The 14,521-nt window shown below is 54.1% G+C and carries 13 protein-coding genes and 1 pseudogene; 5 read left to right on the forward strand and 9 right to left on the reverse strand.

Annotation, left to right across the window (positions count from 1 at the left end; genetic code table 11):
• Positions 1–319, forward strand: a pseudogene (locus FDW95_RS23430) (amino acid ABC transporter permease); the annotation flags it as partial.
• Entirely contained in the window at positions 303–1,076 is a 774-nt protein-coding gene (locus FDW95_RS03185; protein ID WP_115258471.1) for an amino acid ABC transporter ATP-binding protein, read from the forward strand. The pseudogene FDW95_RS23430 and the gene FDW95_RS03185, both read left to right, overlap by 17 nt.
• A 139-nt stretch (positions 1,077–1,215) precedes the next feature.
• On the opposite strand, the gene FDW95_RS03190 is transcribed toward FDW95_RS03185, so the two are convergent.
• On the reverse strand, positions 1,216–2,526 hold the full coding sequence (locus tag FDW95_RS03190) for an MFS transporter (RefSeq protein WP_115258472.1): 1,311 nt from the start codon (positions 2,524–2,526) through the stop codon (positions 1,216–1,218).
• Positions 2,527–2,600: 74 nt separating this feature from the next.
• Positions 2,601–3,797 (reverse strand): L-talarate/galactarate dehydratase, encoded by a 1,197-nt coding sequence (locus tag FDW95_RS03195; RefSeq protein WP_115258473.1) that lies wholly within the window; start codon positions 3,795–3,797, stop codon positions 2,601–2,603.
• A 319-nt stretch (positions 3,798–4,116) separates the two neighbouring features.
• Between FDW95_RS03195 and FDW95_RS03200 the strand changes: the two genes are divergently transcribed.
• Both FDW95_RS03200 and pptA read left to right on the forward strand, forming a co-directional pair.
• A complete protein-coding gene (locus FDW95_RS03200) occupies positions 4,117–5,121 on the forward strand; it encodes a LacI family DNA-binding transcriptional regulator (RefSeq protein WP_115258474.1) in 1,005 nt (334 codons plus the stop codon).
• 22 nt (positions 5,122–5,143) lie between these two features.
• Complete coding sequence (pptA, locus tag FDW95_RS03205; protein WP_096757011.1) at positions 5,144–5,371, forward strand: tautomerase PptA; 228 nt, start codon at positions 5,144–5,146, stop codon at positions 5,369–5,371.
• Positions 5,372–5,410: 39 nt separating this feature from the next.
• On the opposite strand, the gene FDW95_RS03210 is transcribed toward pptA, so the two are convergent.
• Both FDW95_RS03210 and FDW95_RS03215 read right to left on the reverse strand, forming a co-directional pair.
• Positions 5,411–7,387, reverse strand: coding sequence for an alkyl sulfatase dimerization domain-containing protein (locus tag FDW95_RS03210; RefSeq protein WP_115258475.1), 1,977 nt, complete (start codon positions 7,385–7,387; stop codon positions 5,411–5,413).
• Positions 7,388–7,595: 208 nt separating this feature from the next.
• Positions 7,596–8,168 carry a flavin reductase family protein gene (locus tag FDW95_RS03215; RefSeq protein WP_115258476.1) on the reverse strand — a complete coding sequence of 191 codons (573 nt, stop codon included), beginning with the start codon at positions 8,166–8,168 and terminating at the stop codon, positions 7,596–7,598.
• A gap of 157 nt (positions 8,169–8,325) precedes the next feature.
• On the opposite strand from FDW95_RS03215, the gene nhoA reads away from it, so the two are divergent.
• Positions 8,326–9,171: an N-hydroxyarylamine O-acetyltransferase gene (gene nhoA, locus FDW95_RS03220; RefSeq protein WP_115258477.1), complete on the forward strand. Its 846-nt coding sequence runs from the start codon at positions 8,326–8,328 to the stop codon at positions 9,169–9,171.
• 51 nt (positions 9,172–9,222) lie between these two features.
• Here the strand turns inward: nhoA and FDW95_RS03225 are convergent, their stop codons facing one another.
• The 5 genes from FDW95_RS03225 to FDW95_RS23435 form a co-directional block, all read right to left on the reverse strand.
• Positions 9,223–10,119 carry a PhzF family isomerase gene (locus FDW95_RS03225; protein ID WP_115258478.1) on the reverse strand — a complete coding sequence of 299 codons (897 nt, stop codon included), beginning with the start codon at positions 10,117–10,119 and terminating at the stop codon, positions 9,223–9,225.
• 120 nt (positions 10,120–10,239) lie between these two features.
• On the reverse strand, positions 10,240–10,920 hold the full coding sequence (gene narI, locus FDW95_RS03230) for a respiratory nitrate reductase subunit gamma (protein WP_096757016.1): 681 nt from the start codon (positions 10,918–10,920) through the stop codon (positions 10,240–10,242).
• Positions 10,917–11,612 carry a nitrate reductase molybdenum cofactor assembly chaperone gene (gene narW, locus FDW95_RS03235; protein WP_115258479.1) on the reverse strand — a complete coding sequence of 232 codons (696 nt, stop codon included), beginning with the start codon at positions 11,610–11,612 and terminating at the stop codon, positions 10,917–10,919. Before narW ends, narI begins: the two co-directional genes overlap by 4 nt.
• Entirely contained in the window at positions 11,612–13,156 is a 1,545-nt protein-coding gene (gene narH, locus FDW95_RS03240; protein ID WP_137363410.1) for a nitrate reductase subunit beta, read from the reverse strand. The genes narW and narH overlap by 1 nt, the downstream gene beginning before the upstream one ends.
• Positions 13,153–14,521 (reverse strand): molybdopterin dinucleotide binding domain-containing protein (locus tag FDW95_RS23435; RefSeq protein ID WP_249358895.1); only part of this gene is annotated, 1,369 nt, incomplete at its 5' end. The genes narH and FDW95_RS23435, both read right to left, overlap by 4 nt.

Genomic DNA, 14,521 nt, shown 5'->3' on the forward strand with positions numbered 1-14,521 from the left:
CATTTTGCCTGCCGGCTTCAATGAAATTATTAGCCTGGCGAAAGGTACGGCGATGGTTTACGTGCTGGCGATGCCGGAGCTGTTTTACACCATCCAGATGATCTACAACCGTACCCAGGAGGTGATCCCGTTGCTGATGGTTGGGGCGGTGTGGTATCTGGCGATCACCAGTGTTCTGTCACTGATTCAACACCTGGTTGAACGCGCGCTGGCCCGCAGCGAACGGCGCTCGGCCATCAATACCACCCGCGTCAGCCGCGCTGTTAAAGGTCGCCGTCAACTTACGCCTCAGGAGGCCGTCCATGTCCCACTCGCCTGAAGGCCATATTTCCATTACTGGCGTCAGCAAGTCCTTCGGCCGCCATAAAGCGCTGGATGACGTGTCGCTGGAGATCCCGCCCGGTACGGTAACGGTTATTCTCGGGCCATCGGGTTCGGGAAAATCCACGTTACTACGGGCTATCAACCATCTGGAGCGCGTCGATGAAGGCTTCATTCAGATCGACGGCGACTATATAGGTTATCGCCGTCAGGGAGACAAACTGTATGAACTGAAAGAGGCAGACATTCTGCGCCAACGCATTAACGTGGGTTATGTGTTTCAGAACTTTAATCTCTTCCCACACTTAACGGTACTGGAGAACCTGATTGAAGCGCCAGTGGCTCACGGAATCGCGTCACGGAAATCCGCTACCGAGCGGGCATTAACCCTGCTGGATGCGGTAGGCTTGCGGCATAAAGCCGATGCCTGGTCACGACACTTATCTGGCGGGCAGCAGCAGCGTATCGCCATCGCTCGTGCGCTGGCGTTGAACCCGCGTGTGATGCTGTTTGATGAACCGACATCCGCGCTTGATCCTGAACTGGTGGGCGAAGTGCTGGATGTCATTAAAGGCCTGGCAAAGTCCGGTACCACGTTAGTGGTGGTGACGCACGAGATTGGTTTTGCCCGGGAGGTGGCGGATCAGGTGGTGTTTATGGTCGATGGTAAAATCGTCGAGCAGGGCAGCAGCGAGCAGGTGCTGAATCATCCGCGTCATACGCGCACGCAGCAGTTTTTGTCGAAGGTGCTGTGAACCGGGGCGCGCTATGTGCCGCGGGAAAATGGCTAACCTCGATGCAGCGAGCGCTGAACAAATCGTAGCCGTAAAAAAACGCTGTTCCGCAGGAGTGCAAGTCCCGGAACAGCGGGCGAAATATCGCCATACGGTTAAATCACGCGACGGACGGCGTCAGGGTAATACGATCCAACGGTCCGACGACAAACAGATACGAACACAGCCCAATCAGCCCCATCGAGCCGACGTATAAAATGGCGTAATCAAACGACTGGGTATTGGCAAGGATGACGCCGATAACCAGTGGGGTGATGATACTGGCCATGTTGCCGCACATATTGAACACGCCTCCGGCAATGCCCAACACTTCTTTTGGTGAGGTATCGCTGAGTACGCACCAGCCCAGATTGCCAAAACCTTTGGCGAAAAATGCCAGGCTCATGGCGGCAATCACCACAAATTCTGAAGAGGTGTAGTTGGCGATAACAATCACGCAGGAAAGCAGCATCCCGCAGATGACCGGCAGCTTGCGGGCAACCGTCAGGCTGTAGCCGCGTTTCAATAACCAGTCAGAGAATACGCCACCTAACAATCCACCGATAAAACCGGCAATCGCAGGAATACTGGCGACAAACCCGACCTTGAGAATCGACATTCCCTTAGCCTGGTACAGATAAGTCGGAAACCAGGTCAGGAAGAACCAGGTAATGGATGTGACACAGAACTGCCCGATATAAACACCGATCATCATCCTGTTGACGCAAACGCTTTTAATCTGCGCAAAGGTGATTTTTTGTGGTTCTTTCTTATTTCCCAACGATGGTTCGCCACCGCCATCACGAATGTAGTCAAGTTCCTGCTGGTTAACTTTCGGGTGATGCATCGGATCTCTGATCTTAACCAGCCAGAATATACCCAGAATAACGCCAATTGCCCCGATATAATAAAAGACAAAATGCCAGCTCAAATTATGCAATATGATGGTCATCAGCGGCGTAATAATGCCTAGCGAGATATATTGCGCTGCCTGATAAACTGAGGTGACAAACCCGCGCTCGTTATTAGGAAACCACTGTACACTCAGGCGACTGTTGGCGGGGAAGGCGGGGGCTTCGATAGCGCCCATCATCAGACGTAAGATAATCAATACGATCAGCGGACTGGCATACAGATAAATGGTGCCCTGAAACATGGTCACCAGCGACCAGCCGATCAGCGCGCAGCCGTACACCAGGCGAGAGCCGTAACGGTCCAGTAACCAGCCGCCTGGCAATTGCATAATGACGTATGAAATACCAAATGCAGAAAAGGCCAGCCCCATTGTTTCAGGGTCAAAACCCAACTCTTTACTCATAATCGGTGCGACAACGGATAACGTTGCACGATCGGCATAATTAAATACGGTGGCCAGAAACAGAAATATCAAAATACTGTAACGCACTTTAGTGCGCTTTATTATTGTGTTCATCACCCACTCCTGTTATTAGGTTTGAGAGCGTTTCTGTAGGGAAAGAGGGCGGGTATTATTCCCCGCCAGATACGTTAAGGGCGCGTGCCAAATTCACAGCTTAACTGCGTCCAGCGGCGTGCCTGTTCGCTAATACTGAATCCCAGACCATGGCGATCTGAAACCCACATCCGACCATCGCGCAGTTCCAGTTGTTCATTGAATAACGGGTTCAGCCATTCAAAATGCTCCAGCCACGGTTCAAGTGGGTAAGCGGCGGACAGATGCAGGTGCACTTCCATGGCAAAGTGTGGAGCCAGCTTGCGCCCGTGTTTTGCCGCCAGGTCCATAATTTTAAGGAATGGAGAAATACCGCCCACGCGTGGGGCGTCGGGCTGCACAAAATCACTGGCGTTACCGAGGATCAACTGCTCGTGCTCGCGGAAACTGGTCAGCATTTCGCCGGTGGCAATCGGTGTATCAAGCGCAGCAGCCAGTTGAGCGTGGCCTTCAATGTCATAGGCATCCAGCGGCTCTTCAATCCAGATCAGATTGAACTGTTCCATTTTGCGGCCCATGCGAATGGCGGTTTCCCGATCCCACTGCTGATTGGCGTCAACCATCAGCGGGAAGTCATCGCCCAGCGCTTCACGCACCGCGGTTAAGCGACGAATATCTTCGGCGCAGTTTGGCTGACCGACTTTCAGTTTGATGCCGCCAATGCCGTTTTCGCGGGAGATAACCACGTTTTTCAGCACCTGTTCCAGCGGCGTATGCAGGAATCCTCCGGAGGTGTTATAGCACTGAACGGAGTCGCGATGTGCGCCCAGCAGTTTTGCCAGCGGCAGGCCCGCGCGCTTGGCCTTCATATCCCACAGGGCGATGTCGAGAGGGGAGATGGCCTGGACCGCCATCCCGCTGCGGCCAACGGAAGCGCCGGCCCACAGCAATTTGGTGTAGATCTTGTCTATATCGTTCGGATCTTCGCCAAGCAGATTATCGGCGATCTCTTTGGCATGCGCATAAATACCCTGACCGCCTGCGCGCTTCGAGTAGCTAAATCCCACCCCTTCAAATCCGTCACGGCTACGGATCTCAGCGATGATAATGGCGACTTCAGTTAACGGTTTCTGGCGACCGGTGAGCACTTTAGCATCGCTGACTGGCGTTGCCAGCGGCAGAAAGGCCAGAGACAGTTTTACCCACTCAATACGGTCGCCTGTTTCAGCCGCTGTTTTTGCGTTGGCCGTTTTGGCATAAGTTACGGCATCGGAATTCGCACTTAGTGACATCTTGTTCTCTCCTGGTGGTTACAAAATGATTGCGCTAACATTTTTAATGATGGCGCAATCATTACGCCAGTAAATTGCTTCTGATTTGAATAATCGATCACAAATGCGGAGATAACAGGGGCTGTTTTTATAAACAGCATCACATTCCAATGCATTGTGTGAAAATGCACAAATCATTATGATGGCGCTAACATTTTACAAGGTGTTATTTCACTAAGCTGCTGTTTTCTCAGCGTTATGCACCAGGGATGCTGGCAATGGCTGAAATCATGATGAATAATGCACAAATCCATCGGCGATTTTTACAAAGGCATCAACCGTGAAAAATTCCAGACCTCCCCGCGCACCAACGCTGGAAGATGTTGCCCGCACCGCGGGATTATCGCCAATGACCGTAAGCAGGGCGCTGAATACCCCGCAAATGGTGCGCCCGAAAACAGTAGAAAAGGTGATGCAGGCCGTTCGCGCCACCGGATATATTCCCAACGCACTGGCGGGGGGGTTGGCCTCACGTCGCAGCAAACTGATTGCGGTAGTGGTCCCACAAATTAACAACAATATGTTTGTCGATACCATTCAGTCGCTGAGCGACGAACTGGCTGAACGTGGGTATCACATCTTGCTGTGCGTGGCTGGGTATACGCAGCAAACCGAAGCCGAGCTGGTAGCGACGCTGCTTTCTCGTCGACCGGACGGCGTGGTGCTCACGGGTATCCACCACACCGTTGAGCTGAAAAAAGTGATCCTCAACGCCGCCATCCCGGTGGTGGAAATCTGGGATTTGACGCCAACCCCCATCGATATGCTGGTGGGGTTCTCGCACGAAAAAGTTGGGCAGGCGGTGGCTGACTATCTCCTTGCAAAAGGTTATCGTCGCCCGGGCCTGTTATGGACCGCCGATCGCCGCGCAGGTCAGCGTAAACACGGACTCTGTGATGTGTTGAGTCGCCATGGCATTACCACGGTGCCGCAGGTGGATGTGCCGCTTCCGGCTTCGCTGGCGTTGGGACGCAGTGGCTTGACGCAGCTTTTTGCCGAAAGCGAATTTGATGTGATTGTCTGTAGCTCGGATACCCTCGCGCAGGGGGCAATTATGGAGGCGGAAAGCCGTGGTTTGGCGGTACCACACGATTTAGCGGTGGTGGGCTTTGGCGATCTTGATTTTGCCGCTAGCAATCGCCCGGCAATTACCACCGTCAGCGTAGACCGACGTGCCATTGGACAGCGGGCCGCCTCGCTGCTCGCCGACAGAATTGAGCACATTCCTCGTGAAGACGATATTATCGATGTCGGATTTCATCTTATCGTACGCGAGTCCGCGTAAAGACAATAATAAGGAACCTGCTATGCCGCACGTTGATATTAAATGTTTTCCCCGCGATTTGAATGACGAACAAAAATCCGCGCTGGCGGCGGAAATTACCGAGGTGATCGTTCGCCATCTGCAAAGTAAAGACAGCTCGGTGAGCGTCGCGCTCAATGAGGTTGACCCAAAAGCCTGGCAGCAGGTGTGGGATAGGGAAATCGCACCGCACATGGATACGCTGATTAAAAAACCGGGTTACAGTATGTGAGAGAAAACGGGCGGATAATCCGCCCGTTGTACGTTATGTTTAAGGGGTAACGATATTGAACCAGAACTCGAATTTATCCATGTAGCCCAGCATAGAATCAAGTTTAGCGCCGTCGCCGGTCACCTTCACATCGCCACTCTGTTCAGCCTGTTTCAGCGTCACTTCCTTAAGGATGATTTTGTTCAACGTGTCACGGTTGAGCGTGATAGTTGCGTCTGCGTCTTTGGCTTCAGAATTGGCGGTGTGGTTTAGCACGCCGTTTTCCAGCTCCAGCTTGTATTTACCGCCGTCGCTACCGAGGTCGATGTTGAATACTGATTTCGCGTCGCCCGCTTTCTGCCCGTTAATATGCACTGCCAGATAGTCAAAGAACATTTCTGGCGTCATCGCGCGGACGGTATCCGGGCTGGCGGTATTCGGGGTTGGCCCTTTGATCACGCCGTTACGCAATTCTTGTGCGCCGGTGAGATAGAAGTTACGCCACGGTCCGGATTCAGCCTGGTAGCCTAATTGTTCCAGCGCATCGGCTTCCAGATTACGCGCGGCCTGGTTGTTCGGATCGGCAAACACCACTTTGCTCACGACCTGCGCCACCCAGCGGTAGTTACCCTGGTCATAGTCGGCTTTCGCTTTTTGCAAAATAGCATCGGCACCGCCCATATAGTCGACGAATTTCTTCGCGGCTTCTTCCGGCGGCAATTCATCAAGCGTTGCCGGGTTGCCGTCAAACCAGCCGAGATACAGCACGTAGGTGGCTTTCACATCGTGGCTAACAGAGCCATAGTAGCCCCGGTTGGCCCAGGTATGTGCCAGCGAGTCCGGCAGTTTAAAGTTCGCGGCGATCTCGTCACGGGTCAGACCTTCGTTGGCCATACGTAACGTTTGATCGTTGATGTAACGGTACAAGTCACGCTGGCTTTTCAGCAGTGTCATGACCTTGTCGTTACCCCAGGTTGGCCAGTGGTGCTGCGCCATCAGGATTTCAGCTTTGTCCCCCCAGCGCACAATCGCTTCGTTGATGTATTTTGACCACGGCAGCGGTTCACGGATTTTAGCGCCGCGCAGCGAGTAGGTGTTGTGCAGGGTATGGGTGACATCTTCGGCAGATTCAATCAGCTTTTTCTCTTCGATGTACCACAGCATTTCCGACGGGGCTTCAGAGCCTGGTGCCAACATGAAATCATAGGTCAGACCGTCGATAACTTCTTTTTGCCCATCTTTCTCAATGATATTGGTGGGTGCAATCAGAGTAACCGTGCCCGCAGAGGTGGTGGTGCCGAGTCCCGCGCCGACCTGGCCTTTGGCGTCCGGTTTTAGCAGGTTACCGTACATATAGCTGGCGCGACGGCTCATGACGTTACCGGCCATGATATTTTCCGCCACCGCGGCTTCCATAAAGCCAGCTGGCGCATAAATCTTCACCTTGCCCGCTTTCACGTCGGCTTCATCAACAACGCCGCGTACGCCGCCATAATGGTCAACGTGGCTGTGGGTGTAAATTACCGCTACAACCGGTTTGTTACCCCGGTTTTTAAAGTAAAGATCCATCCCTACTTTAGCTGTTTCAGCAGAGACCAGCGGATCAACCACGGTGATGCCTTCTTTACCTTCGATAATCGTCATGTTCGACAAATCGAGGTTACGGATCTGGTAGACGCCATCCGTTACTTCAAACAGTCCGCTGATGTTGATTAGCTGAGCCTGTCGCCACAGGCTTGGGTTAACCGAATCCGGTGATTTATCACCTTCTTTAATAAAGGCGTACTGTTGCGAGTTCCAGACCACGTTACCTTGCTCACCTTTAATCACCTCCTGAGGAATCGGGGCGATAAAGCCTTTATGGGCGTCAGTAAAGTCGGTGTTATCAGAGAAGGGCAGTTGATTGTATAGCGCATTGTTGGCCTGTTGCGTGGCGGCAGTGGCGTCTTTTGGCGCTTCAGCAGCCATAACAGGGACGGCAAACGATGTTAATAACCCAGCCAGGAGTAAACTTTGTGCGATTCTATTAAGTTGCATCGTAAATCCTCTCAGAGACTTCAGGACGTGCGGTGTCTACGGATAGCGTTTTGGTTAAATATTTGAATTAGAGCAAACTTAACTATAATTCACATGAATGAATCGGCAAGGTCACGGTGGCTGTTTTATCCAATTGTTTTTTTTGGAAGTTTTAAGAAAAAGTAGAATAAAAAAACGTGGATGACAGGGGGGCTGTCATCCGTTCCGATCACTCACCTGCAGTAATGCGTTTTCCGCTGGTGATAAAGGTGCCCGCACCGAGATGATGCAGGATGTTGAGTTTGTCATCATCGAACTGCCAGCGTCCGTCGACAAAGACGCGATCGTCCGCTGCAGCGGAAACAACCTGGCCGAACAGGGTGTCATACTTCTCTTGCGCAGATGTTGCAGGCAGCAGGCGACACTCCATCCACGCCAGGCATTTAGCCTCTATCAGCGGTAAGCCCAGCACCGGGCCTTTGACTACCGGAATACCGTAGCAGTTAAATTTATCTTCCACGCGACCAGAAACGCTGCCCACCGCGTAGGTCCAGTTAGTTGCCGCCACGCCGGGAATGACAATGCCAAACATGCCGCTACGTTCAATGAGTTCACGCGACCAGGCGGTCTTATCCACCACAATGGCAATACGCGGCGGGTCAAACTCAACGGGCATGGACCACGCCGCCGCCATCACATTTCGCCGCTGCGTATTTTCATCACGACTGGTTATCAAGACCGTTGGACCGTGATTTAACAGTCGGCTGGCATGGTGTAATTCAACCGGACGGAAATGACTCATGGTGGATCCTCAGTTGAGTGGATAGTGCACACAATTAATATAGATATTAACGGGATTAGCGATTTTGTCGCCCGGCATACGGCGGGAGCGCACAAAATCGACGGCGGAAAATGAAAAATGCGTTATAAGTACAACATTCAACGCACAGGGATCCCGTATGACGCCTTTTTTAACCGCTTATTTTTCCCGTATTGGCTGGTCAGGTACGGCTAACGTCAACATTGACACTTTGCAGACGCTGCATTTACTGCACAACGGTGCGATTCCGTTTGAAAATCTCGATGTGTTGCTGCCGCGAGAAATGCAGCTCGACGAGCAGTCGCTGGAAGAGAAACTGGTGGGCGCGCGTCGCGGCGGCTATTGCTTTGAGCAGAATGGGGTATTTGAGCGTGCGCTGCGGGAGATAGGCTTTACCGTGCGCAGTTTACTTGGGCGGGTGGTGCTGGCAAATCCGCCCAGCTTGCCGCCGCGCACGCATCGACTGTTACTGGTCGAATTGCAAGGTGAAGCGTGGATTGCCGATGTTGGTTTTGGCGGACAAACGCTAACCGCGCCGATTCGTCTGCAGGCCGACATTGAACAGCAGACACCGCACGGTGAATATCGGCTGATTCGGGAAGACGAGGACTGGATCCTGCAGTTCCGTCATCATGAGCACTGGCAATCGATGTACCACTTCGATCTGGTCACTCAGCATCAGAGCGATCATCTGATAGGTAACTTCTGGTCCGCGCATTGGCCACAGTCGCATTTTCGCCATCACTTGCTGATGTGTCGTCATCTGCCAGACGGCGGTAAGCTGACCCTGACCAACTTCCATTTTACGCACTATGAAGCGGGCCATGCGGTAGAGCAGATTAACTTACCTGACGTCGCGAGCCTGTATGCCCTGTTACAGGACCGCTTTGGTCTGGGAGTTGATGATGCCAAACACGGCTTTACCGAGGCGGAACTGGCAACGGTGATGGCGGCGTTTGATACGCATCCGGAGGCGGGTAAATAGGGTGATGATTTGCCGGATAGCGACGCGATGCGTCTTATCCGGCCTACCGACTCAATTAAAATCTATCGCCCATTCGGCATGAAACAGGATCACCGCCGCACCGGTAATCGTCACTTTTTGCGGCTGATTGTCCTGGATTGCCACCGTCACCTCGACAATGCCGTCGCGTCCCAGCGCACGGCCTTGATGCCCCTGAACATGCAAGGTTTTTCCGTCATGAGCCATTAGGTTGTGGTGCACCAGCCATGCGCCCATTGGACCATTGGCATTGCCGGTGACCGGATCCTCCACAATGCCAATCGCCGGTGAAAACATCCGACCATCAGTGGCATTTTCCCCTGGTCGAATCTGAAACGGGAAGAAGCCGTTGCAGCCAATGTGCTGGCTGATCGCGATTAATGCCGACTGGTCCGGGGACAGGGCGTCGAGGTCGACCTCCGGTTTCAACGGGATCATCACTTTCGAATGTCCGGTCGAGGCAATCTGGAGCGGCAGTCCCGGCAGTATATCGTCTTCGGTCAGATGCAGGGCGGCGATGATGGCTGCACGCGTGGGTCCCTCCAGCGGCGGCTCAAAAGTCGGCGTACCCTGTTCCAGACTGATGCGATAGCCGTTATCTTCAGCATGAATATCAACGCGGTGACGCCCGGCCAACGACGTTTGCCAGACGGTCGTAGTGCCCAGTCCAAGCACGCTGGCGCGAACATAGTGTGCGGCGACGGTGGCGTGCCCACAGATAGGTACTTCGACCGTTGGCGTGAAATAGCGAATACGCACGTCACTGTCGTCGCTGGTGAGCAGAAAAGCGGTTTCAGAATGACGCAGTTCACGCGCAATCAGCTGCATCTGCGCCTCACTCAGTCCGTCAGCATGCAGCACAACGCCTGCGGAATTGCCGCGAAACGGGTGTGGAGTAAAGGCATCGACGTGGTAAACCTGTGGTTTCATTGGCGTTCTCCCTGGAGTGGAGAAGCATCATAACGTGCAAAATGCTGGATGGCGACGCCCTGCGTCTTATCCGGCCTACGGAATCTCCCTGTAGGCCGGATTTGGCAATACAACGCGAATTTATCGGCGAGAACGGACGATCTGGTTACGACGGGTGAAATATTCGACCGGCGCGCTCCACACGTGGACCAGACGGGTGAACGGGAACAGCAGGAAGATGGTCATCCCCAGAACCAGATGGACGCGGAAAATTAGCGCCACGCCATCCAGATGCGCAGACGCACCGCCCTGGAAGGTCACCACCGACTGCGCCCAGCCCACCAGTTTCAGCATTTCACTGCCGTCCGGATGTTGTGCTGAGAACGGAATGGTGGTCAGACCGAGGATACACTGAACCAGCAGAACACACAGGATCAGAATATCAGCGGTAGAGGATGTCGCGCGAATTCGCGAATTCGTCAGACGACGAACCAGCAAACCCGCGCCGCCTACCAGCGTCAGCACGCCGCAAATCCCGCCCGCAATCATCGCCATTTGCTGCTTCACTGCGATAGGCAGGAACCAGGCGTACATCCAGTGCGGGGTTAACATGCCAAACAGATGGCCGAAGAAAATCCCCAAAATGCCGATGTGGAACAGGTTTGACCACAACACCATGCCGCGTTTGTCCAGCATCTGACTGGAGGAGGCGCGCCAGGTGTACTGGCCGTAGTCGTAGCGTAGCCAGCTGCCGAGGATAAACACTGTCCCGCACAGATACGGGTAGATGTCGTAAAAAAAGACGTTCAGGTACTGTATCATTTCGGGCCTCCCGAGCTGACGTCAACATACTGTGGCGCCACGTCCTGGCTAAAGCGCCGTTGGTAGCTTTGCAACGGTGAACTGTCACAGGCGGTGGCGTTATCCTCAATGAACTTCACCTGTTCCTCTTCCCATACAGCGTCGAGCGCCTGGCGGGTATCGTCACGGGTTTCTGCGCCGACCTGCTTCGTGACACTGTCACTTGAAAGCGGACTGCCCGCCAGCATGAGAAGGGCGTCAAACAGCTGATACCATGGGGTATCACGCTGCTTTAAGCGCCCGCCAAGCAGCGCCAGGATCGGCGCGACATTTTGCAATCCCTCTTTAGCCTCTGCCTCCGGCAGCACGCTCAAATACTCCAGATACAGCGGCAGGTGATCAGGCAGCTCACGGCAGGCGAGCTGTAACCCGACCTTTTCGTACTGAGCCAGCAGGTCAACCATCGCCTGACCGCGATCGCGTGATTCCGCATGAACATGTTCAAACAGCAACAGCGAGGTGGCGCGCCCCCGGTCAAACACCTCGCACCATTCGGCTTGCTTATCCAGCAGCGGGGCACTTAACAATTCGCGGGTGAACTCGCTCAGCATCGGTGCATCACTGGCGACCAGCGCCAGCGCATCGTCCTTACATTCCCACAGCAATTCATCCGGATACTCCATCAACAGCCCGATAACCTTGAGGATCTGCATTATTCACCCTCCGCTTTATCGCGCACTTCGGTGATGTCGATAGCATCAATGCGGCTGCTGTTGAACAGGTTGAATTTGGTATCTGAACCGTGGCAGCCATCGCCGAAGGTAAAGCCGCAGCCGTTTTTCTCCGGGAAGGCATCACGGGCCATTTCGCGGTGGCTGGTCGGGATCACGAAGCGGTCTTCGTAGTTGGCAATCGCCAGATGGCGATACATCTCTTCGACCTGCTCCACGCTCAACCCGACTTCGTCGATAGCGCGGGTATCGGTGACACCTTCAACGGTTTGCGAGCGCATGTAGTGGCGCATCGCCATCATACGTTTCAGCGCGCGCAGCACCGGGCCGGTATCGCCCGCGCTGAGCATGTTGGCGAGGTATTGCACTGGAATACGCAGCGATTCTACCGCGGGCAGGATATTGCCATTGTGCGGCAGGCCACCGGCGTCGGCGATCGACTGAATCGGTGACAACGGCGGCACATACCAGACCATTGGTAGGGTGCGATACTCCGGATGAAGCGGCAGAGCCAGCTTCCAGTCCATTGCCATTTTGTAGACCGGCGAGCGCTGGGCGGCGTCAATCACGTTTTGCGGAATACCCTGTTTCAGCGCTTCTTCAATGACCGCTGGATCGTTCGGGTTGAGGAACACGTCGCACTGGCGCTCGTAGAGATCGGTTTCATGCTCGGTGCTGGCCGCTTCTTCAATGCGGTCAGCGTCGTACAGCAGGACGCCGAGATAGCGAATGCGCCCGACGCAGGTTTCTGAACACACCGTCGGCTGGCCGGATTCAATGCGCGGATAGCAGAAAATACATTTTTCCGACTTGCCGCTCTTCCAGTTAAAGTAGATTTTCTTATACGGGCAACCGCTGATACACAAACGCCAGCCGCGGCATTTATCCTGGTCGATCAACACAATGCCGTCTTCTTCACGCTTGTAGATGGCACCGCTCGGGCAGGTCGCCACACAGCTCGGGTTCAGGCAGTGTTCACACAGGCGCGGCAGATACATCATGAAGGTGTTTTCGAACTGGCCGTACATCTCCTTTTGCATCTTCTCGAAGTTACGGTCGCGTGCGCGCTTAGAAAACTCGCCGCCGAGCAGTTCTTCCCAGTTTGGCCCCCAGATAATCTTGTCCATCCGTTTGCCATCAATCAGCGAACGCGGACGGGCGGTGGGCTGATGTTTGCCTTCCGGTGCGCTATGCAGATGCTGGTAATCGTAGGTGAACGGCTCGTAGTAATCATCAATTTGCGGTATCACTGGGTTGGCAAAAATTTTGGTGATCACGCCCATTTTGCCGCCCAGGCGCGGTCTGATTTTACCGTTAACGTCGCGAACCCAGCCGCCTTGCCACTCTTCCTGATCTTCCCAGTTTTTGGGGTAACCAATCCCCGGTTTGGTTTCGACGTTGTTAAACCATGCGTATTCCATACCTTCACGTCCGGTCCAGACGTTTTTACAGGTGACGGAGCAGGTGTGGCAGCCGATGCACTTATCCAGATTAAGAACCATGCCTACCTGTGAGCGTATTTTCATTTTTTCGCCTCCTGTACCTGATCGCGACCTTCATCATCCAGCCAGTCAATATTTTTCATTTTTCTAATCATGATGAATTCATCGCGGTTAGAGCCGACGGTGCCGTAGTAGTTAAAGCTGTAGGACAGCTGCGCATAGCCGCCGATCATGTGCGTCGGTTTCGGACACACGCGGGTCACTGAGTTGTGAATACCACCGCGCATGCCGGTAACTTCAGAACCGGGGATATTCATGATTCGCTCCTGTGCGTGGTACATCATGGTCATTCCCGGCGGCACACGCTGGCTGACCACCGCACGGGCGGTCAACGCGCCGTTGGCATTGAAGGCTTCGATCCAGTCGTTATCCTCGATCCCCAGCTCTTTGGCGTCGGTTTCACTGATCCAGACAATCGGCCCGCCGCGCGACAGCGTCAGCATCAGCAGGTTTTCGCTGTACGTGGAGTGGATGCCCCATTTCTGGTGCGGCGTCAGGAAATTCAGCGCTTTTTCCGGGAAGCCGTTCGGTGGAACCTCACGCATTTCCGTCACGCTACGGGTATCGATTGGCGGTCGATAAGCCACCAGGCTTTCGCCAAAGGCTCGCATCCACGCGTGATCCTGATACAGCTGCTGGCGACCGGACAGGGTGCGCCATGGGATCAGTTCGTGCACGTTGGTATAGCCGGCGTTGTAGGAGACATGCTCGCTTTCAAGACCCGACCAGGTTGGGCTGGAGATGATTTTGCGCGGCTGTGCCTGAATATCGCGAAAACGAATCTTCTCGTCTTCTTTGTTCAGAGCCAGATGCGTGTGATCACGCCCGGTCATCGCCCCCAGGGCTTGCCAGGCTTTCACCGCCACCTGACCGTTGGTTTCTGGCGCCAACGCGAGGATCACTTCAGACGCGTCCAACGCGGTGTCGATCAGCGGTCGGCCTTTCGCCGGGCCTTCACGCTTGGTGTAGTTCAGCTTACCGAGGAAATCGACTTCAGCCTGGGTGTTCCACGAGATGCCTTTCCCGCCGTTACCCAGTTTATCCATTAGCGGACCGAGCGAGGTAAAGCGTTCGTAAGTGGCAGGGTAGTCGCGTTCGACAACCGTAATATTGGGCGCCGTTTTACCGGCAATGAGGTCACATTCACCCTTGCGCCAGTCCTGAATATCAAACGGCTGCGACAGCTCTGCCGGAGAGTCATGCTGGAGCGGTTGCAGCACCACATCGGTTTCCTGGCCCAGATGCCCCACGCAGACCTCGGAGAACACTTTGGCAATGCCCTTGTAAATCTCCCAGTCGCTTTTGGATTCCCAGGCCGGATCAACCGCCGCTGACAGGGGGTGAATAAACGGATGCATATCCGAGGTATTCATGTCGTCTTTTTCATAC

The organism is Citrobacter sp. wls718, assembly GCF_005280945.1.
In the GTDB taxonomy this organism is placed as follows: Bacteria; Pseudomonadota; Gammaproteobacteria; order Enterobacterales; family Enterobacteriaceae; genus Citrobacter; species Citrobacter gillenii.